Origin of the sequence: Leptospira ilyithenensis (assembly GCF_004771005.1) — a bacterium.
GTDB lineage: Bacteria > Spirochaetota > Leptospiria > Leptospirales > Leptospiraceae > Leptospira_A > Leptospira_A ilyithenensis.
This window is the reverse complement of record NZ_RQHV01000043.1, coordinates 52,319-71,287: the sequence shown is the minus strand read 5'-3', so window position 1 is coordinate 71,287 and position 18,969 is coordinate 52,319. Positions and strand designations below refer to the sequence as shown.

17 protein-coding genes are annotated in these 18,969 nt (G+C 41.1%); 10 read left to right on the top strand and 7 right to left on the bottom strand.

Translation table 11 applies throughout. The features are described from left to right. Positions 1–163: 163 nt before the first annotated feature. From EHS11_RS08825 to EHS11_RS08805, 5 genes are all read right to left on the bottom strand, one after another. The gene (locus EHS11_RS08825; protein WP_135764030.1) at positions 164–712 is read right to left on the bottom strand and encodes a hypothetical protein; all 549 of its coding nucleotides are present in this window, start codon (positions 710–712) and stop codon (positions 164–166) included. Next, positions 699–1,043 (bottom strand): ArsR family transcriptional regulator, encoded by a 345-nt coding sequence (locus tag EHS11_RS08820; RefSeq protein WP_135764029.1) that lies wholly within the window; start codon positions 1,041–1,043, stop codon positions 699–701. Before EHS11_RS08820 ends, EHS11_RS08825 begins: the two co-directional genes overlap by 14 nt. Before the next feature lie 269 nt (positions 1,044–1,312). Then, positions 1,313–1,738 carry a type II toxin-antitoxin system VapC family toxin gene (locus tag EHS11_RS08815; RefSeq protein WP_135764028.1) on the bottom strand — a complete coding sequence of 142 codons (426 nt, stop codon included), beginning with the start codon at positions 1,736–1,738 and terminating at the stop codon, positions 1,313–1,315. Further along, on the bottom strand, positions 1,735–1,980 hold the full coding sequence (locus EHS11_RS08810) for a ribbon-helix-helix domain-containing protein (RefSeq protein WP_135764027.1): 246 nt from the start codon (positions 1,978–1,980) through the stop codon (positions 1,735–1,737). Before EHS11_RS08810 ends, EHS11_RS08815 begins: the two co-directional genes overlap by 4 nt. Positions 1,981–2,635: 655 nt before the next feature. Next, positions 2,636–3,244, bottom strand: a complete 609-nt coding sequence (locus EHS11_RS08805) for a DUF1415 domain-containing protein (RefSeq protein ID WP_135764026.1) — start codon at positions 3,242–3,244, stop codon at positions 2,636–2,638. Positions 3,245–3,372: 128 nt separating this feature from the next. Between EHS11_RS08805 and EHS11_RS08800 the strand changes: the two genes are divergently transcribed. Beyond that, the gene (locus EHS11_RS08800; protein ID WP_135764025.1) at positions 3,373–4,074 is read left to right on the top strand and encodes a CPBP family intramembrane glutamic endopeptidase; all 702 of its coding nucleotides are present in this window, start codon (positions 3,373–3,375) and stop codon (positions 4,072–4,074) included. Between the two features lie 21 nt (positions 4,075–4,095). Here the strand turns inward: EHS11_RS08800 and EHS11_RS08795 are convergent, their stop codons facing one another. Next, positions 4,096–4,689 (bottom strand): WG repeat-containing protein, encoded by a 594-nt coding sequence (locus EHS11_RS08795; protein ID WP_135764024.1) that lies wholly within the window; start codon positions 4,687–4,689, stop codon positions 4,096–4,098. Between the two features lie 149 nt (positions 4,690–4,838). On the opposite strand from EHS11_RS08795, the gene EHS11_RS08790 reads away from it, so the two are divergent. The 4 genes from EHS11_RS08790 (at position 4,839) to EHS11_RS08775 (ending at position 11,176) form a co-directional block, all read left to right on the top strand. After that, entirely contained in the window at positions 4,839–5,999 is a 1,161-nt protein-coding gene (locus tag EHS11_RS08790; RefSeq protein ID WP_135764023.1) for a hypothetical protein, read from the top strand. A 583-nt stretch (positions 6,000–6,582) separates the two neighbouring features. After that, positions 6,583–9,120 carry an ATP-binding protein gene (locus EHS11_RS08785; RefSeq protein WP_135764022.1) on the top strand — a complete coding sequence of 846 codons (2,538 nt, stop codon included), beginning with the start codon at positions 6,583–6,585 and terminating at the stop codon, positions 9,118–9,120. Positions 9,121–9,132: 12 nt separating this feature from the next. After that, positions 9,133–10,335: an EAL domain-containing response regulator gene (locus tag EHS11_RS08780; protein WP_135764255.1), complete on the top strand. Its 1,203-nt coding sequence runs from the start codon at positions 9,133–9,135 to the stop codon at positions 10,333–10,335. 103 nt (positions 10,336–10,438) lie between these two features. Next, positions 10,439–11,176: a FecR family protein gene (locus EHS11_RS08775; RefSeq protein WP_135764021.1), complete on the top strand. Its 738-nt coding sequence runs from the start codon at positions 10,439–10,441 to the stop codon at positions 11,174–11,176. Positions 11,177–11,383: 207 nt separating this feature from the next. On the opposite strand, the gene EHS11_RS08770 is transcribed toward EHS11_RS08775, so the two are convergent. Then, positions 11,384–11,812, bottom strand: a complete 429-nt coding sequence (locus EHS11_RS08770; RefSeq protein WP_135764020.1) for a DUF1761 domain-containing protein — start codon at positions 11,810–11,812, stop codon at positions 11,384–11,386. A 123-nt stretch (positions 11,813–11,935) separates the two neighbouring features. Between EHS11_RS08770 and EHS11_RS08765 the strand changes: the two genes are divergently transcribed. From EHS11_RS08765 to EHS11_RS08745, 5 genes are all read left to right on the top strand, one after another. Further along, positions 11,936–13,192 carry an Nramp family divalent metal transporter gene (locus EHS11_RS08765; RefSeq protein ID WP_135764019.1) on the top strand — a complete coding sequence of 419 codons (1,257 nt, stop codon included), beginning with the start codon at positions 11,936–11,938 and terminating at the stop codon, positions 13,190–13,192. A 6-nt stretch (positions 13,193–13,198) separates the two neighbouring features. Beyond that, complete coding sequence (locus tag EHS11_RS08760; RefSeq protein WP_210413662.1) at positions 13,199–14,578, top strand: Na+/H+ antiporter NhaC family protein; 1,380 nt, start codon at positions 13,199–13,201, stop codon at positions 14,576–14,578. Positions 14,579–14,679: 101 nt separating this feature from the next. Then, entirely contained in the window at positions 14,680–15,498 is an 819-nt protein-coding gene (locus tag EHS11_RS08755) for an RNA polymerase subunit sigma-70 (protein ID WP_135764018.1), read from the top strand. A 64-nt stretch (positions 15,499–15,562) separates the two neighbouring features. Then, positions 15,563–15,904 carry an STAS domain-containing protein gene (locus EHS11_RS08750; protein WP_002989181.1) on the top strand — a complete coding sequence of 114 codons (342 nt, stop codon included), beginning with the start codon at positions 15,563–15,565 and terminating at the stop codon, positions 15,902–15,904. Between the two features lie 23 nt (positions 15,905–15,927). Continuing rightward, complete coding sequence (locus EHS11_RS08745) at positions 15,928–18,960, top strand: LIC_11026 family protein (RefSeq protein WP_135764017.1); 3,033 nt, start codon at positions 15,928–15,930, stop codon at positions 18,958–18,960. Positions 18,961–18,969: the final 9 nt, after the last annotated feature.

Sequence of the window (18,969 nt, the reverse complement as noted above, 5' to 3'; positions counted from 1 at the left end):
ATTTTTGTCTTATAAGTTTTTTCCTTCTTACAATCTTTCAAAGGAAGAATTTGCACATATGTCGCATAATGAACTAACCTTACCGGCGTTGTCCGCGGCTGAGCCTAGCGAATCCCGCAGCGTAGCGGTAAGGCGAAGTTATACGCCGTCCCTGAGCATTAAATTATCTTTTATACAAATTGGCGAATTCGTCAAAAACATCTTTTCCATTGCCAGCTTCATTCAGGCACCATTCTCTTACTTTTTCTAAATCGAATTTTTGAGTCTTAGCAACTAATAATGCTTGGTCTAAACATTCGCGAGCCTTGAAGTGTAAGTATGATGCTAACCTGTCCTTAATACAATCAGTAGGTGAAAGAATTTTAAGAATCTTTCCTTTAAATTCTTTTTCATCAGGAACAATTTTATAATCATCACCTATAGATACTGGCGCAGAAACGAATTCAATGTATAGATGTTTGCATTTCGGATGAACATAATGACGATTAACTTTATTAAACCCGATGCTTTCCATTACGGATTTAATATCAGCAGCTCTTGATAGAAGAGGCTCAACTAAATCTAAATCGCCAGAACGATAAGCTCCCTTTGAGTAAATAGCGACGACTGCGCCACCGACCAAAATAGATTGAATTCCTTTATTTGCTAGATGCCATCCAACAAATTTCCAAAGTTCCTCTTCATTCACATTGGACCAATCAGGTTCTTCCATAAATGGGTTTACCTTTTTGTCTCGGTCTTCTTCGGGTAGAAAAGATTTTTTCTTTCTCTTCTATAGTTAGTGAATTATAAAATATCTCTAAAATTGCTTTGATTGGCTTAATAAAGGGAGATTTTTGATTAAATGAAAATACTCTAGTTCTTCCAACATTTTTAGCAACCAGGATGCCAACCTTTTCGAAACGCTCCAGCTGCATTCTAATGGGTGTAACGGCAACTCCATAGTCGTTTGCAATGGCTGCAGAATGAATTTCATTATAATGAAATAAGTGCAAAAGCACTTTTGACGCAGTTTTATTCCCAAAAATACCATCAAGAATCATACTTGATACTTATGAGTTCTTCTGTAAATATCAACCAAAAAATAGTCGATATAGACTAAAAAGTAGTTCAAAGGGATGACGCATAACGAACTAGCCTTACCGACGTTGTCCGTAGCTGAGCCTCTGAGGAGGCGTTAGCGTCGGCGCGATTTCTTGCTTAAGCAAGAAACGTGACGGAGGACAATGTGGCTTCAGCCCGAGCAAGGGTGAGCGGAAGCGAATCCCGCAGCGTAGCGGTAAGGCGTAGTTAGCCGAAGTTTGTGCTTTAATTAATTTTTTATCATGCTTTCATTAATGATTTTTAAAGATTTTCCCTTTTTTGATTTATAAAATCGGAAGTCACTATCTAATGTGAAGATATTTGGAATTTCGTAGAACTCTGAAATTGTCATGAGTGAAGCGTCAGCAAAATCCATTGGCCGATCTGAATATTTGTCCATAAAAAACAAAATCGAACTAAATTGTTTATTATCCTGATTTAATATTGAAATTGCATTGTTATCAATCCATTCGATAAATGCCTTCTGTATTCTTTTATTGTCTGACAATAGATAAGAAACTTCCGTAACAACAGCGAGTGAGGTAAACAATCTGCCTTTAAAATTTTTTAGAAATGACCTACATTGAAGACAGTAATTATCTGATTCATCGAAAAAGGCAACGATTGGACCAGTGTCAATAATTGCTTTTATCATTTTCGTTTTTTGATCAAAGCATCTTTTATATATTTTTGATGGTTTATTGATTTGTCGGAAATTCCGCTTTTGTATAATCCGAAGTATTTTTCTCCTAATTCAAAAGCTGAAGGTTGTTTCGCAAAATTATTGATATAGTAAACTAAAGATTCTTTTATTACTTCAGATTTACTTTTGTTTTCGATTTTTGCAACTTCAGAGAGTTTCTTTTCAAGTTCTTCTGGTAATCTTAAGCTGATCATAAAGGCCTCGTAATACACTTGTATTACATGGTTTTTTGATTGTCAAGAGGTTCTTTTTTGATTTTTATATTTTAAGTCATCCAAAGTAAATTTGCACAACTTTCGGCTAACTTTTTATAAGCGAATTGCAGAACATTGACTCGTTGAAAGTTTCTTCGGCCGATACACTGTCGGCTCTTGTGGGGATTTAGGAAGGGAATGAGATCAGAATTATCATCTAGTATATGTTATCGTATGTATGAGGCACCCGGGTTCTTTTTGTTCCGGCAAAAACCAAGTGTGGAAACATTTTCGAACTTTCGAAACGAATCGAACTGTGTCGCTCCGTAGTCTGCACAAAATTTCCAAAGTGGGGTGTATACAATGGATGAGCCTCAATTGGTTCAGATGGAATTTTCCGAATTGACGGATGAAATTGATCGGGTTGCTTCCCAAGCGGAAGTTCAATCAGATGAATCTTTTCCAAGGTGATTTTTCCGCTTCGTCGCGAACAGCTTTCATCTGGTTTATTTCTAAAATCCGATCTCAGTCGTCTTTGTTTTCATTGCAACAATGACAGCCAAATCACTTGGTCTTACGAGACCGGATGGCAGCAATTTGGCTCTCTCAAGTTCAAACTTTGTAATTAAAATCCTGGAAGCTGTGATTGCAAAAATCAATCGGGAGAGGGCAAATTTGAATCGGGATATGCAGGATTCTTGAGCCCGAGCCCGTTCCAGCCATCATGTCCCAATTTGCGAAGAGTATCGATGTTATTCTGATAAATCGAATCTATGTCGGGATGGTTGTCATTTGCACGCTCCACGCTATCTTCGCGTAACAGATGTAGCATGGGATAAGGGGAACGGTTTACAAAGTTAGTGATGTCGTCGGCTTTCCTGCCCGCAAACTGATAATCAGGATGGAAGCTTGCGATTTGCAGGAAACCTTCCAGTTTCAGTTGTATGATAATCTTATCTGCGACTCCGAGAAAATCATTATAATCTAAAAAATTCAGTAGCGCATACGGATGTATCAAGAGAGTGGTTTCCGTTTGTTTCGGATCCGCTTCCGATAGTTCTTTCAATTCTTGTTTTAGATCGACTGTCAGATTTTGTTTGGAGTCGGCACGACTCACTACAAAACGAATCAGATTGGCATTATACACCGATTTGGCGAAGGGGCAAAGATTAAGCCCGATCACCGCTTTTTCCAACCAGGTTTTTGTTAAGTCAATGATCGGATCATCATTGTTCGAAAAGTCGGTTCGGCTGTCGGGATTCATATGATTTATATTCCATGATACATACTTGATTGGAAATTACACTGAATTCTTGTCCGGTTATTTGTTATTTTACAATTTGACTTTCCATTTCGTTCAACTGTAACATACAGTAAAACTATGGCATTCCCATGACGCAAACACTCAGCTTGAAATCCGTATGGACCAATTTGGTCCTTGCTCCTTTCTGGTTCCTTCCTATCATTATTTGTTTCGGATTTTACTTTGGATCATCCGGGATGGAATCCGGGGAAATATCTCTTGCGATTTCCAAGAAAATTTCCCTGATTCTTCTTTTGGCACAAGTTTGCACTGGGGGCTTTCTTTTTTATTCTTTGAAAAGAAATGGTTTGTCGTTTTTTACTATAGGCTGGGACGGAAGGTTAAATAAGGATTTGTATTGGGGGATCCTGTTTGGTGTTAGTCTAGCGGCTATTTATATTCATCTCGTTTCTCCCATTCATATTTATTTGCAAACTACTTTGGGAGATTATATTCCGCCGGGTGAAACCATAAATGAATTCGGAGAAGGGATATTTCCTTTTTTTCTGGCGAACGTAATCTTTGCACCCTTTGTGGAGGAAAGTTTATATCGGAATTTTGCCTTACGAACATTTGGGACTGCTTACTCTCCCAAGATGTCCGTACTGCTTTCATCGGTTTTGTTTGGAATGTTTCACTGGTTAGGCGGATTTTGGTACATTTTGATAACCATGATTGTGATTGGAATCCCCTTCGCATACATTGCTGGGAAACGAGGAAATCTGTTTTTTGTTTTTATTGCCCATTTAACACTGAATTCATGCGAATTTTTATACGTATTGTTCCGATAATTTCAACGAATGCCTGTCGGATTATCTGATTTTGATTTCCTTTTTTAAACCGTCATTCGTTACTTGGGCGGTTTTTTTACCCACATCAATAGAAACCGAGTCGTATTCTAAGGAGACCACAATTTTTCCTTTTTTGTCAATCGCTCCGTACTTTCCGCCTTTGATGACGGAATGTTCTCCTGATTTTTTCGAATAACATCCGTTACATACTATTGAGAATTTGTTTTCAAAAGGCTGAGCAAAGTCATAGTCAGCTTTGATCTTTTTTTTGCAGGCAGAATCGAAAAAACCTATCTTTCCTTTTTCAACGAATCTTCCCATCCCCTCTGACAGATAATCCGGGCCGTTGTCAAATATAAAAGGGGATAACAAATGTTTGTTATTTGAGTCAATGCAGCTCCATCCGTCTTTGCCCAAAACAAAAGCCACTTTCTTTTCGTTAAAATCGAACACATGGGAATACTGAGGGGGAATTATAACCTTGCCTGTTTTGTTTTTAAATCCAAACAGATCATTTTCTTCAAATGAGACTAAGGGTTGTCGGCGGCTCTCCGAATAAGACAGAGAAGGTACTAAAATCAATAATAAGATCAACTGCAAAGAGATTCGGTTCATATAATTCACTCCGGTAATAAGTCTTTGTTATGAGAATAGTAGGGCGGAAAAAAGCAATCCTTTCTGCGCCCCGGAGGTCTCTTTGATCATTGACAAATAATGGAAAAAGAGAAAAGAGAGATAACTCAAAATTAGGATTTGATAAAACTATGAAAAAAATTAAAAACCGTAAAAAAAATTTCCCTTTTTTCAGTATCACGCTTTTTGCATATACTCTTCTTTTTTCCTGCGGAGGCGGCGGATCGTCTTCCTCCGGTGATGCGGCGCTCCTTCTTCCCATATTAGGCGGTAGTTCTTCCGGCGGTTCCGGCTCTTCTTCCAATGCTTCGTCGGGAAATACACCGATCACATTTACGGGAACCTCGGGTACTCCTTCCTTTTACTATTACGAATCCAATTCCGATTCAGTGAAAATCTCAGGCCAAAGTCTGAATGTAACGGTGAATAACAGCTTGGGGAGTAGCACCGCCACCAAACAGATCGTAATTTCCACCGATTCAACACTCGATGCAAATGATACAGTAGTGGGGACTTTCACTTTTGGCAATAGCGGTTATACGGTTAATGTCCCCACCGGTTTGGTGGCTTCGGGGACTTTGGTTCCGGTTCGGTATTATTACGGACTGATCCCCAGGGAAACCGGTTCTCCCTCGCCTAAATCTGTTTTGATTCTTCCGAGTGACTCCGGTTATATGAGCACAAGCTCGGGGACTGTGTATCAAAATCAAATTCTGAATGATACCACTCCTTTGCAATTTTACTCCTTTTACATATATTCAACTACTTCAAAATTTACTTTGAGTGCACATCATGTTTCTTCCGGATTGGATGTGGCACTACTTGCAATGCGCGCAGACGGAACAACTATCGGACCTGATGTAAATGCAAACTCTACAAACAATTATGAGTTTGGTTCTTATACCGCTTCCGGGGGAATTCTAGGCTCCAATCTCTTGGTTCGGGTCCGCAGAATCGGAACAACCCAAGGGACATTTTCATTCCATGCACTTCAGAATGGATTGGTTCTTACTCCTCTCGGTACTTCTTGCTCGGGAGGAACCGGTGTATTTGCAAACCGTTGTGTGACCTATCCTTCCGATCATCTGAATCGTCCGACTAACAGTTCTACCTGTGCTGCGTTCCAGGGAACCGGTAGTACTTTTTCCGCTTCCGTTTGTAATAGTACAAATCTAACGGGAAAATGTTTTGCAAATCCGCTTACAAACAATGGTCGTGCTGTAATTAGTTTTTATTCTCCCGAAACGACTTCGGACGTAAATACAACTTGTAGCGGTGATATTTCTTATTAGAAGTAAATCTTCGGAACCAAAAAGAACGATAGTTTGTGAAAGTTTTCATTTGATGATTTGATCATGCGTTAGGGACACGGAGGGCGCCGTAAGGCGGCCAAACTTTGTTTGGCGGATACCCCGAAGTGGCCCGACCCTTATTAAAAATTAGGATTAGAATCAATCCAATTGGGAACGCCCGAAACAATGTATTGACTTAGGCTAAATCCTAAGATTAGATGTAATACCAGTCACGCCCTTGCCATCGGATTATGTAAGTGCAGTGCAAAAAAATCCTCCTTTACGAAAGTGTATAAAAATTTATTCGTTCGATGAAATTTTTATTTATTTTCTTTTTATATATTATTAATATCTAAACTGTTTTTTTAGTACAGTATGTACTGTTCGCAAAGATCGACCTATCGTTGGACAAAAATCCTTACCGGCGAACTGTTTTGAAAAGATGATTTAACCTTAACATTTTAGTGGGTATGATTCGGACAAATAGAAAATGTTTGTCTGAATCCATGCCAAAAGAGTAAAATTTTTAAAAGCAAGAGGGAACTCTTATGGCTAAACACGATTTTTGTAGGGAAGTGTTGGTATGAGCACAGGTAAAAAAATACCGGATTCGTCGTCTTCATCCGTATCTTTATCAACTGGCCCTGATTTTCGCGCATTGTTCGAATCTGCACCGGGTTTATATCTTGTATTGGATTTTGATTTCCACATTATAGCTGTTAGTGATGCATATGCGAATGCCACTATGATCCGCCGGGAAGACGTTCTTGGCAAAGGTATCTTTGAAGTTTTTCCCGACAACCCAGATGACCCTGCCGCCGACGGAGTGCGCCATCTCAGGACTTCTTTGTTACAAGTGCGCAACCATTGTGTTCCTAGTACGATGGCTATGCAAAAATACGATATACGGAAACCGGATTCGGAAGGCGGTGGTTTCGAAGCTCGTTACTGGAGTCCGAGGAATTCACCGGTTTTGAACAAGGACGGCACTCTTGCCTATATCATTCATCGGGTAGAGGATGTGACGGAGTTTGTCCGACTCAAACAAGAAGGAATAGAGCAAACCGAAGTGACTCAGGAAATGCGCGAACGAATGGAGCGTATGGAAGCTGAGGTTTATATCCGTGCAAAGGAAGCGATTGAGGCCAACGAAGGACTGCGCAATAGTCAGGAAAATCTTTCCGTTACTCTGAACTCGATCGGGGATGCAGTACTAACTACGGATGCAGGCGCGCGAGTGACCCGCCTCAATCCGGTTGCCGAACAATTGATCGGATGGACGCAAGCGGAAGCTATTGGTCGTTTGGTGGTAGAAATTTTCCATATTATAAATAATGAAACGCGCGAGCCTGTTTCCGTCCCGGTGATAGATGCATTGACACACGGAACGACCCAAGGTCTCAGCAACTCACTCTTGATTTCCCGTGACGGCAGGGAACATGCCATTGCAGACAGTTGCGCGCCAATCCGTAACCGGGATGGTGTGGTGACGGGAGCTGTACTAGTGTTTCGTGATGTCACTGAAGAGCGTGCAGCCAGGTTTGCATTGCAGCGGGCAAAGGAAGATGCGGAGCTTGCCAATCGTTCGAAAACCTCCTTTTTGGCCACAATGAGTCATGAAATCCGTACGCCGTTGAGCGGCTTACTGGGAATGTTGGAATTACTCAGTCTAACGGTACTGAATCTAGATCAGAAAAAGATGGTAAAGGCGGCGAGAGATTCAGGAAACGGTTTGTTGCGTATCTTAAGCGACATTCTCGATTGGTCCAAAATCGAAGAGGGCAAATTGGAGCTTTCTTTGCAAGCGACTTCGATTGCGCAGCTTTCGTCCGAGGTGGTGGAAACCTATTCTCATGTTGCAAGCTCCAAGGGATTGGCGCTGCGCTATGAAGTAGATACAAAATTGACTTTGGCCCATATCGTTGACCCGCTTAGGCTTTCACAAGTCCTCAATAATTTCGTAAGCAATGCGATCAAGTTTACTGCAAAGGGGGAAGTTGTATTACGTGCTGATTTGGTTAAGGATCTTTCCTACGCGCAAAAGGTGCGGTTTTCCGTCCAGGATACCGGTATAGGATTGAATCAGGAAGAACAATCCCGTTTGTTTCTCCGTTACGCGCAAGCGACTTCCGATACGGCACGTCTGTACGGAGGAACAGGCCTCGGCCTCGCCATCAGCCGTAGATTGGCGGACTTAATGGATGGAGTGATCGAATTGGAAAGTGTTCCCGGCAAAGGATCCACTTTCAGTATCACACTTTTTCTCCCTACATCGGAAATGGATTTTGTGAATACTATTTTGGTCGGGCCTGACATGGAAGCTGTCAAGCCCATTCCGCAGGATAGAAATAGTATACATACCGTGCTTGTTGTGGATGACCATTCGATCAACCTAACTTTGTTGATACGCCAAGTCGAACAACTCGGATTGCGTGTGGAGGGTGCTGAAGACGGGGAAGATGCTCTTAAATTATGGAAAGAGAAAAAATTCGATATGATCATTACTGATTGCCATATGCCCAAAATGGACGGATACGAGCTAACGAAAGCCATTCGGGAAATTGAAGCTGCTCAGGCATTACCACGCATACCTATTATCGCTTATACCGCCAATGCGCTCGGGGAAGAAAACGGACTCTGCCATTCTGCCGGTATGGACGAAGTGATGGTTAAGCCGGCCAAAATGGTTCAATTGCGGGGAACCTTCATGCGCTGGTTATCCGGTATCGGTGAAGCGGAAGGACCTGCGAATCCATCTTTGGAAGATGATGCGGATTCACCGGTTGATTTTACAAATCTCCGCAATATCATACCTGATCGGGCCGGACAGATTGCATTATTAAATAAATTTCAATCACACCATCGGGAGGATCGGGACAAGTTGATCGCCGAACTGGACAATGGAAATACGGCAGAGATAATGAGTCAGGCCCATCGTCTCAACGGGGCAAGTCAGATTGTAGGAGCAAGTGAACTTGCAAATGCATACGCAAACATAGAACGGTCTGCCAGACAAAACAATTTGCAATCGGCCCGTGCGGAGATTCCGAAACTAACGGAAGCTGTGGGTCGATTTGAAAAATTTCTTTTTACGTTAATTGAAAAAACAGGAACGATTTAAGGAGTAATGATGATGAGTGCAAATGATCTGGGGTTCTTGGTAGTGGAAGATGATGATTTTCAGCGTCAAGTAATTGTAGATATATTGCGCAAGCTGGGGATCACAAGGATATCCGAAGCTATCGGGGGAGTGCAGGCATTGCAAGTATTAGGTGGTAGTAATGCAAATCCTGTGGACATTGTTCTTTGCGACCTGAATATGCCTGAAATGGACGGGATGGAGTTCCTTCGGCATCTGGGAAATTCCCATTCCAGCATTTCCACGATCATTATGAGTGCGTTAGACGGTGCTCTGATTGCTTCCGTAAAAAAAATGGCGAGAGCATACGGAATCATTCTCTTGGGTGCAATGGAAAAACCGATTACTCCGGCAAAACTGGAAGTCATGATTTCTTTGTATCGAAATAACCAATCCGGACAAAAACGGGAGTTCCCTGCAGAAAGAACGTTCACTTTGGAAGAAATATTACAAGGGATCAAAGATAAACAATTCGAACCTTTTTTTCAACCTAAAGTGGATATTGCGACGGGTGAAATAACCGGCGCCGAAGCATTGGCCAGGTGGGTGCACCCTAAACACGGAGTCATCGCTCCTTATGCCTTTATCGAAATTCTGGAAGAAAGCGGAAATATAGACGAACTAACTTTTGTTATGCTCGAAAAAGCCGCAACCGCATGCCGCCTATTGCATGACAAAGGCCATAAAATTACCGTCTCAGTGAATCTTTCGCTAGTATCGCTCGCAGATGTTTCTTTGGCGGATAGGATCACTCACTTGGTAATAAAATCCGGAATCGAGCCGCGCCAAATGATTTTGGAGATCACAGAAACCGCTGCTATGACCGAAATGGCGCCGGCTTTGGAAAATTTGGCACGCTTGCGTATGAAAGGATTCGGGCTTTCGATTGATGATTACGGCACAGGTTATTCCAGTATGCAACAGATCACACGGATTGCCTTTACCGAGCTTAAGATAGATCGTTCTTTTGTGAGAGATATTACGGAAAGCAGGGTTTTGCGCATTGTTGTTAATTCCAGCATAAAAATGGCGACTAAACTTCAGATGAAAAGTATCGCCGAAGGGGTTGAGACAAAACAAGATTGGGATACCTTGAAACTTTTGTCCTGTGACACGGCACAGGGGTATTATATTGCAAAACCGATGAATCTATCTTCTTTGATAGAGTATCTGGAAAAGATAACTTCCGTTAAATGATAAATCGTGAAGTTACAAATTCGAAATTTTTACTGTTAAAAAACTTTTTTTAAAATACCTTATTTTTTTCTATCCAAACGGATTTAGGTCATTATATCTTTTGATGAATCGCAGTAGATTTCAAAGGGAACTTATGGACAACAAAACAAACGGTCGATATACTTTAACGTTTATTATAGCATTGGCAGTTGCAATCAACTGCACTAAGTCAAAGAGCACAACGGAAGGAATCCTCACATTCACTTTAGGTAATATAATAATAGAAAGATCGGGGGAGAAAATTTCAGCAAAAACAGGAGATTCCATCCAAAAAGGAGACACTCTCAGATCCGGCGAAAAATCAGCGGCCATCGTTGAGTTTGGAGAAGAAGAAGCGGTCATAGAGATTCAATCGAATTCTGAATTCAGTTTTTTAGACACTGGCAAAAACAAAGAATTTATGCTGAGTAGCGGCCGATCCTGGCTGAAATCCGCTAAGTTAAAAAAAGACGGAACATTAAATCTAAAGACTCCTACGACCGTAGCCGGTGTCCGAGGAACAAAATTTTTCACTTCCGTAGTTGGAGACATGACATTGACCTGTCATTGTGAAGGAGAAATTGATTTAAAGAATCTCAGTAACAATTCGGGACGGGTCAATGACAGAGATTATCTGGCAATCGTCAAAAAAGACAAGATTGTCTATGTCTTTCCTGAGGATCTGAAAGCATTAAACATTCCTTATACTCATGATCATAGCGAACTCGGTTCGAGTAAATTAGGAGAACAAAACAGATTAAGTAATGAACAATTTGTAATAATGATGCGACTTGCAGAGAAAAAATTCCAAGAACTGAAATAGTTAAGTAAAACGATTATCAGTTTCATCTTAAACAAATGTTCGTTATGGTAAACATTTTCCGCAAGGGATCAACGCGAGGCGACCAAAGGTCGCCGTCCGAAGGACCGAAGCCGAGAGGCGAAGTCGCAAAAGAGCCCGGTCGGGGCAGTCAACAGAAGCCATCTCATCTAACACATCCGATGCGCCCAAAAGCCTGGAGTGTTGATCTTAAATCGAAGATATCGACCGAGTGGATTTTTCTTTTTTGGGAAAAGCTCCGATGATGGCACCGGCCACAAGAAAAACAAGGAAATCATAGCCTGAGTCGATGAGTAATCTTTTTTGAGAAAGATGGGCATAGTAGGTATGCATGGTGGAAACAAAGACGGAAAAAAATAGGAAAAACAAAATAGCATACCTTATTCCGGTAACGAGCGTTCGTATTCCTATTTGTCGGAAAATCCATGAGATCCCCAGGGAAAGAAAGATAGAAGAGATGATGCCGGTGAGATAGGGGATCGGATCTCCTGCACTTGCTTCAAAATCGGCGCGGGTTTTTCCGAGAGATTCCGCCCATGCCCCGCCCAGGATTCCATAATAGACTGCGCCGATGGCTTGTTGCACTAATACCGAAATGAAAATTGCGACTGCGTTCATAATCCTTCTTTCCTAACCTTCGATTTTGTAAAAATGATTAGGCACCGTTTTATAAAAAAAACAATCAAATTTTCAGTTTTAGCTTTGCGGGCAAATGAAAGTAGTGGATACGGATAAGAATCTATGAGCAAATTGCAAACTTTCCTGAAATACTTCGGACCTGGGTTAATGTATGCCGGCGCGGCGGTAGGAGTCTCCCATTTGGTGCAATCCACAAGGGCGGGGGCGGTTTACGGTTATGAATTGTTGGGTGTAGTTATATTTGCGAATATCATAAAATTTCCATTTTTTGAAATCGGAACCCGTTATACGATTGTTACAGGCAAGTCTCTTTTGGACGGATACCAGAATTTGGGAAGATGGCCGATTTGGATTTTTTTCATTATTTCTTTCGGAACCATGTGTGTGATTGTAGCGACTGTAACGCTTGTTACATCCGGTTTGTTTGCAACGATCCTGGGAGTTGAAATCCAACCTTGGTTGCTATGTGCGATTATCTTGAGTTTTTGTTTTTTGTTACTTGCTGTCGGTAAATATTCCGCTTTGGACAAGTTGATGAAATGGATTGTGATCGGTCTCACTCTCACAACCATTCTCGCGGTCTTTTTTTCTTTCTTTGCAAATGTTCCCAAACTTTCGACTCCTGCAAAAAGTTTTTCTTTGTCGGATGCTGTGGATGTTTCCTTTTTGATTGCTCTTATGGGTTGGATGCCGATCCCGATCGAAGCTGCGGTTTGGCAATCCGATTGGACCTTGGCTAAAAAAGAACAAAACGGCGGAGAGCTTCCTCCCATGAAATGGGCGTTACTCGACTTCCATATAGGATATTGGGGAACGACAGTGCTTGCTATTTTCTTTCTGATCTTAGGATCAAATATGATGTACAATACGGGAGGTCAGTTTTCCACCAACGCGGTTACTTTTGCTTCTGAGCTGATTCGTCTTTATACTTCATCTCTCGGGTCTTGGGCTTATCCCATTATTTTACTCGCTGCATTTTTTACGATGTTTTCCACAACACTGACTTGTTTTGATGCCTATCCCAGAGTGGTTGCCAATGCAAGCCAGAGAGTGATTCCTAGGCTAGCGTCTGTTTCGCGAGAAAAGTTGTATTGGATTTGGATCGTTGTGGTTGCTTTGGGATCTGTGGGTATTTTGGCATTTTTTCTCACCAGTATGAAAGGACTTGTCGATTTTGCCACAACGGCTTCCTTTTTGAATGCACCGATCCTTGCACTGATTCATCATTTGATTTTATTCGGAAAAGACATTCCTAAAGAACATAGACCTTCTCCTTTTGTAAATCTGCTTTCCTGGTTCGGAATTGTGTTTCTATTCGGATTTTCCATTTATTTTCTTCAGGTTCGTTTCTTTTCCTAAAGAAGAATGAGAAAGACGAAAGATATCTTTCTTTCTCTTTCTCCCGTTCTGTATCTGTTGTGTTTTATTTTTCTATTTAGGCAGATTTTTACTACAGACCCTTTGTACGGGTCGCACCAACTATCCCTGATTCTGGCAGGTGCGGTCGCTATCTGGCAAAGAAGAAATATACACCACGCCAAACAAGCGTTCCTACTTGCATGGAAAAAGAATTTTTTATCCGTATGGCCCGCCATGGAAATATTGTTACTCGTGGGGATCCTGATCGGTTCCTGGGCGGACGCAGGAGTGCTTTTTTCCATGATCCAACTGGGAGTTCGGGTTCTCAGTCCTGAATTTTTTTTACCGGGAGTTTGTTTGATTTCAGGGATTGCTTCACTGATTTCCGGTTCTTCCTGGACCACTGCCGGGACCTTGGGAGTTGCACTTATGGGAGTGGGGCAGGTTTTGGGTGTGGACGAATCCATCTGCGCCGGGGCAATTGTTTCCGGGTGTTATTTCGGAGATAAATTGTCTCCTTTGTCGGATACCACCAATCTCGCTTCTTCCCTTACCGGTGTTCCGATACTGGATCATATTTTTCATATGGCAAAGACTACGATTCCCAGTTTTTTTGCCGCATTAGCTTTGTTCTATGGTGCGAACTTGTTTGTAGTTGTGGGAGGTACCACATCCCACACTACGGATCTGGGATTTTTAGGTTTCGGTTCAGAAGCAGATGGTTTTATCAATCCAAGTTTGATCCCCATCATGCTTGTATTCGGCGCTTCTCTCTTTCGGGTTCCACCCAGATATTCTCTGCTTCTTGGGATTTTTTCGGCCAACTGGATTTCATTTAGTCTAGGGCATAACATCGGATCGGTACTTACCTCGCTCAGTTTCGGGTTCGCATCCAAAACCGGAAACGAAAGCTTGGATATTTTATTAGGTGGGGGAGGAGTGATTGCTGTTTTTCCAACGGAATGTTTGATTCTTTCCGCTGTATGGTTTGGCGGAGCTTTGGAAGGTCTGGGGTATTTGCAGGAACTTTTGCATTATCTGAGAAATTGGATCAGGAAAAAAGCGGATGTTTTACTTGCGACCATGGGCACTTCTTTTCTTTTGAACCTTACAACTGCGGATCAATATCTTTCTCTTGTGATTCCCGCCCGTGCCTACCGGAATCTTGCGGATCATTATGAACTCCCTTCTAAGGATGTCTCTCGTGCTTTGGAAGATTCGGGAACCATATCTTCTCCTCTCATTCCCTGGAATAGTTGCGGTGCTTTTATGGCAACTTCTCTCAAAGTTTCCACTTTCAGTTATTTGCCGTTTGTCTGGTTCAACATCATTCATATAACGTTTGCTATTTTTACTGCATTTTGGAATAGAAAAAAAGAAAAATAGTTCGGCTTTCTGACTTATTTGTTCGGATTTTCGCCTAACGGATAGTTCCCTCGTTTCATTTCTTTCTTTAACAGCTAACATTTTTCGGTATAGTCTTACCTATGTTACCGAAGATATCCAACGAAGAAATGTTAGCTTGTATTCTGCAGGCAAGAAAAGACAAAAAACTTGAAAATTTGATGGTGAAGTTGCCGATTTGGATGGCTGATCGATTGGCTAAAAAGAGAAGAGTGACTGAAGATGAAAAATCTGAAATCCGACTTGTAGTGATTGAGACTATGGATAAAGTCTGGAGCCTTGCTGGCAAATACGATGAAACACAGGTATTGGGCTTTTTCGTTACTTATACATTCAATTTATTTCGTAATTTGCAAAGGAAGAATGGTGAGATTCAAACTCATAATAGATTATTGGAACTTTGGAGGGAAGAACAGCCCAGTTGTATGCATTCTGTGCATTTTTGGGAAACGAATCGGGACCGTTTGTATGTCCAGTTGGACTCTCTTCCTGTTTTGACCTGCCTTGTTGTATGTTTCCAGTATGATCTTCCTATTTTGAACCAACGCAAAACATATTTGGAATGGAGATTGGCAGAAATAGGCAGGGAGTTTTCCTATTTTCAAAGGATTTATGATAAGAAAAAAGAGGGTTGGCTTAGACAGCTTTGTCTGTTTGAAGAAAGGGTCTTAAGATACACTCGACTTCTCTACCAATACCCCGAATCAGACAGAAGAAAATGGTACATTCATAAAAAGAAAGAGTGGATGCGCCATAGAATGAGAGTAATGAATAAAAGTTTTTTCTCAGAAAGAGAAATTGCTCGCATACTGGGTATTACAAGGAAACTTGTCCAAGTACATCAGGCAAAAGGTATATTGTCGCTGCAATTGAAGGCTGGAGATTTATTGTACTGTGCATAAAAATTTGCTTTACAAAGCCGATTTTTAAAAGAATTTTATCGCGTATACCACCTTCCGAAGGGTTATGAAAATCAAAGTTACTAGTAAAAACGACGTGCACATCATTAAAATTGAGGGTGCCATCAAAGCCGGAAATGAATTTGAACTTTCTGAAAAGATCGAACAATATATAAAAAAAGGGCAGGTTCCTAAATTTATTATTGATTTGAAAAAGGTTCCTTTTATTAACTCTGCCGGCTTGGGAACATTTTTAAACATATATAAACATATCGATGGGCTCAATGGAAGACTTGTATTTGCCAATTTGAATTCTGATATTGAAAACTTAATGGAAATTACCAAACTTTCCAGTGTTTTTGAAATTTATAAAACTCTGGAAGAGGCGGAAGACTCTTTCGAATATTAATTCTTAGCGAGGCGATTCTTGGAGTGGGTTCCTTAATTCGGGAAACAATTATCAGGATCGCCGAAAAGAGGTGGTTTCGTCTCCTCTTCTTTTTATTCCTATTCTACAAACTGATATTCAATGTTTTTACGGCGGATTTTGTCGTTCCAAGAGTGGTTTCCCGATTCACAGAATCCACTCTCTCTTGCAATTTCAAAACCTTTTCCTTGTTTTTCGGGATAGAAGCGGAATCAATCGAATTAAAAACCAAAGGCCTGTTTGACGGAGAGGTTTTGTTTCGAACCAAACGTCTTGCCGTTCGTTATAATTTATTATCCTTACTTTTCTTAAAATTAAAAGTCTCCGAAATAGCGATCGAAAATGGAAATTTATTTCTGCATGAGAAAGAAGGGGTTTGGAATTTCAGCACTCTTGTAAAACCGTCCGCCGCAACAACGAAGCCTACCAGAAAAAAATCCGAACCTTTGGAAGAAATCAATACTTACTTACCGTTAGTTGCCGAAGCTCATGTCCATGTGGATTCCTTTCATGCAAAGATTCTGAAAGAATCCGAAAAAAGATTTTCGGGAGAGGTGTCGGATCTTTCCTTTCGATTGGATTTGGAATCCAACAGATTTATCTCCATTCCTTTGTCCGTTTCTCTTTTGGATCAGATTGATTCTTTTTATTTTTCTTTAAATCCGGATCGAGCTCTTCCTATCGAATGGGATTCGGAAGATTTGAAATGGAAACAAACCTTACCGGTGAGTGTTCTTCTGGATTGGAAACGTGCTTCCGATCATCCTGTATTTTTGTCTTCGATGCAAATCGGCTCCGATGATATTAACTTTGAATACAAAAATAAACCGATTCATCTGGGAGCCTCTCTTGGAAATAAGATAGAATATTTCCCTGAAAAAGATCAGGTTCAGATCGAAAGATTTATTTTAAAAGTAATGGGAGATACCTGGCTTTCCATCAAAGGAGAAGTAGGCGATACATTTCAAGACAAACGGTCCGTAAGTCTTACCATTGGGGAATCAAAGATCCAGCTAACATCACTGAATCGAACCATATCCCAATTGCAAGGTCTTGTTCCTGAAATGACTTTGGGCGGAGAACTGTCACTACAAGGAACCTTCGTGCAAGGATTGTGGAATTCTCTCAGCGTATTTTTAAATCTTCAGGCAAAGGATATTTATTTTTCCAAAGCGAATGCGAAGGCGCATAAAGTTCCGAAAGCGGATATAGGCCTACTCGCCAATCTGAATTTTGCCTCCGGAAAAGAAGCGTCCGCCCAGGATCCGATTCCTGTTCTAAAGGATCTGGATATTAAAAATTTCGATCTGATTTATAACGGCATTAAGTTAGTGTTAGGCGGAAGTATCAAAAGCAAAGAATCCGTTTCTTTGAAAGCGCATTTGGAAGATTTGAATTTATCAGATTTTTCGAATGCGATTGCAGGAAAAACAAAGGCGGATATTTCCGTAAATGCCAAAGACTTTGCAAATCTTCCCGTGCATTTGGATGTTGCGATCGACGGATTTCGTTATTCCTTGGATCGTTCCCGTTCTCCTTCTTCCCGATTGGCTTTGAACGGAGATGTGATTGCCCGGTTTTCCAAGCCGTTCGGAATCAGTTCCGTTGAGGTAAGTTCCATTTCATTGAACCAAAAAACTTTAACTTACGGAAAGGCAGTCGAATTGAATCTGACTGGGAACGTAGGCCTCGGGGAAGAGATTCACATTACCGCAAGTCCGCTCGGTTTGAATCTCAACATTCCGAATCTTCTATTGACTTTGCCTTTGGTTTTAAAGGAAAAGATAGCGCCATTGCAAAATATTCTGGGAGCCGATCCTTCCATCAAAACGAAGTTAGACGTGACTCTCGGCTCGAACGTTCAAAAGATAAAGGCGAATTTATTTGCGATATTGCCCGGTCTGGAAATCAAAGATCTGAACCTTGTTACGGATGTGGTGATTCAAAAAGGAAAAGAACAGAAGATTTCCATCAATCAGTTTCAAGTTTCCGCATTTCAAAAAACAATTACGATGAATCTAAAAGGCAGCCTGGAAGAGAGGGTGAATGTTCCGAATCCTCCTTTCGGTTCCTATTTTGCGAGCTTGGATGCGGATGTTAAATTGCATTCATCGGAAAAAAAATATATTTTGAAAGGCATTTCTTTTCAGGGAGATATGGCTTTGGACGCCAAAGTCAGGGACTACGACATTAACGGTAGTTTGGTGTCAAGATCGGCTAGCTTTACATATACGAACAATCTCTGTCCCGGTGTCAATTGTAAGGTGTTCCTTGCGGAAGATATCAATTCTGATATTCCCTTTCATCACAACCTGGCTTGGAAAAAACAAGATAGTCTCATCATCGGAGATAAATCCTTATTTATAAAAACATACGGGAGAACCCCTCCGTCGAATCTTTCCATTTCGCAAATTGTAGGAACCCATCCTTATGTAGCGGACGTTCCCTTTGTTTATATTAAAAACCAATCGGATTCCCCCGGGTTATCCGCCCGTATTGATTACAGGGAAAATTACGCAACAATCGAAGCTTTAAAGGCATACACATTGGATGGAGTGGTACTCGGCAAAAATATAATTTTAAATGTAGGTGCGGGAGAACCCAAGGATATGGAATTTCGGGGAAACATCCAGATTCGGGATATTGATTTAAAACAATTGATGCCTCCTAAAACCCGCGATAAGATTGACGATGGAAAACTGAAAGCGGATTTGAATCTTTCCGGCAGAGATCTGACGGAACCGGTTGCCAATCTTGATTTGTTCTTTTCCATTTTTCAAATCGGGAGTGATTTCGGAAAGAGTGCATTGAATGTGATTTCCACGCAGAACTTCCTGATGGATCGTATAACAGATAGTTATTCGGTCAATAAGATAGAAGTATCTCTTTCCAAGGGTTTGGTATATGCGGACGTATTTTTCAGAAGATCCTTACTTTCCCTTTTTGCAAACCTGGAAGACAGTAAAATCTCCCAACAACGAATGCCCCTTGCCAACTTTTTAAAACGAGCACAATCCGAAATCCAATCCTACCAATGAGGGACACCC

What these genes read in the sequence shown, in the direction of transcription:
- EHS11_RS08825 (WP_135764030.1), bottom strand. Translation starts at nt 712, where the DNA reads ATGGAAGAACCTGATTGGTCCAATGTGAATGAAGAGGAACTTTGGAAA.
- EHS11_RS08820 (WP_135764029.1), bottom strand. Translation starts at nt 1,043, where the DNA reads ATGATTCTTGATGGTATTTTTGGGAATAAAACTGCGTCAAAAGTGCTT.
- EHS11_RS08815 (WP_135764028.1), bottom strand. Translation starts at nt 1,738, where the DNA reads ATGATAAAAGCAATTATTGACACTGGTCCAATCGTTGCCTTTTTCGAT.
- EHS11_RS08810 (WP_135764027.1), bottom strand. Translation starts at nt 1,980, where the DNA reads ATGATCAGCTTAAGATTACCAGAAGAACTTGAAAAGAAACTCTCTGAA.
- EHS11_RS08805 (WP_135764026.1), bottom strand. Translation starts at nt 3,244, where the DNA reads ATGAATCCCGACAGCCGAACCGACTTTTCGAACAATGATGATCCGATC.
- EHS11_RS08800 (WP_135764025.1), top strand. Translation starts at nt 3,373, where the DNA reads ATGACGCAAACACTCAGCTTGAAATCCGTATGGACCAATTTGGTCCTT.
- EHS11_RS08795 (WP_135764024.1), bottom strand. Translation starts at nt 4,689, where the DNA reads ATGAACCGAATCTCTTTGCAGTTGATCTTATTATTGATTTTAGTACCT.
- EHS11_RS08790 (WP_135764023.1), top strand. Translation starts at nt 4,839, where the DNA reads ATGAAAAAAATTAAAAACCGTAAAAAAAATTTCCCTTTTTTCAGTATC.
- EHS11_RS08785 (WP_135764022.1), top strand. Translation starts at nt 6,583, where the DNA reads ATGAGCACAGGTAAAAAAATACCGGATTCGTCGTCTTCATCCGTATCT.
- EHS11_RS08780 (WP_135764255.1), top strand. Translation starts at nt 9,133, where the DNA reads ATGAGTGCAAATGATCTGGGGTTCTTGGTAGTGGAAGATGATGATTTT.
- EHS11_RS08775 (WP_135764021.1), top strand. Translation starts at nt 10,439, where the DNA reads ATGAATCGCAGTAGATTTCAAAGGGAACTTATGGACAACAAAACAAAC.
- EHS11_RS08770 (WP_135764020.1), bottom strand. Translation starts at nt 11,812, where the DNA reads ATGAACGCAGTCGCAATTTTCATTTCGGTATTAGTGCAACAAGCCATC.
- EHS11_RS08765 (WP_135764019.1), top strand. Translation starts at nt 11,936, where the DNA reads ATGAGCAAATTGCAAACTTTCCTGAAATACTTCGGACCTGGGTTAATG.
- EHS11_RS08760 (WP_210413662.1), top strand. Translation starts at nt 13,199, where the DNA reads ATGAGAAAGACGAAAGATATCTTTCTTTCTCTTTCTCCCGTTCTGTAT.
- EHS11_RS08755 (WP_135764018.1), top strand. Translation starts at nt 14,680, where the DNA reads ATGTTACCGAAGATATCCAACGAAGAAATGTTAGCTTGTATTCTGCAG.
- EHS11_RS08750 (WP_002989181.1), top strand. Translation starts at nt 15,563, where the DNA reads ATGAAAATCAAAGTTACTAGTAAAAACGACGTGCACATCATTAAAATT.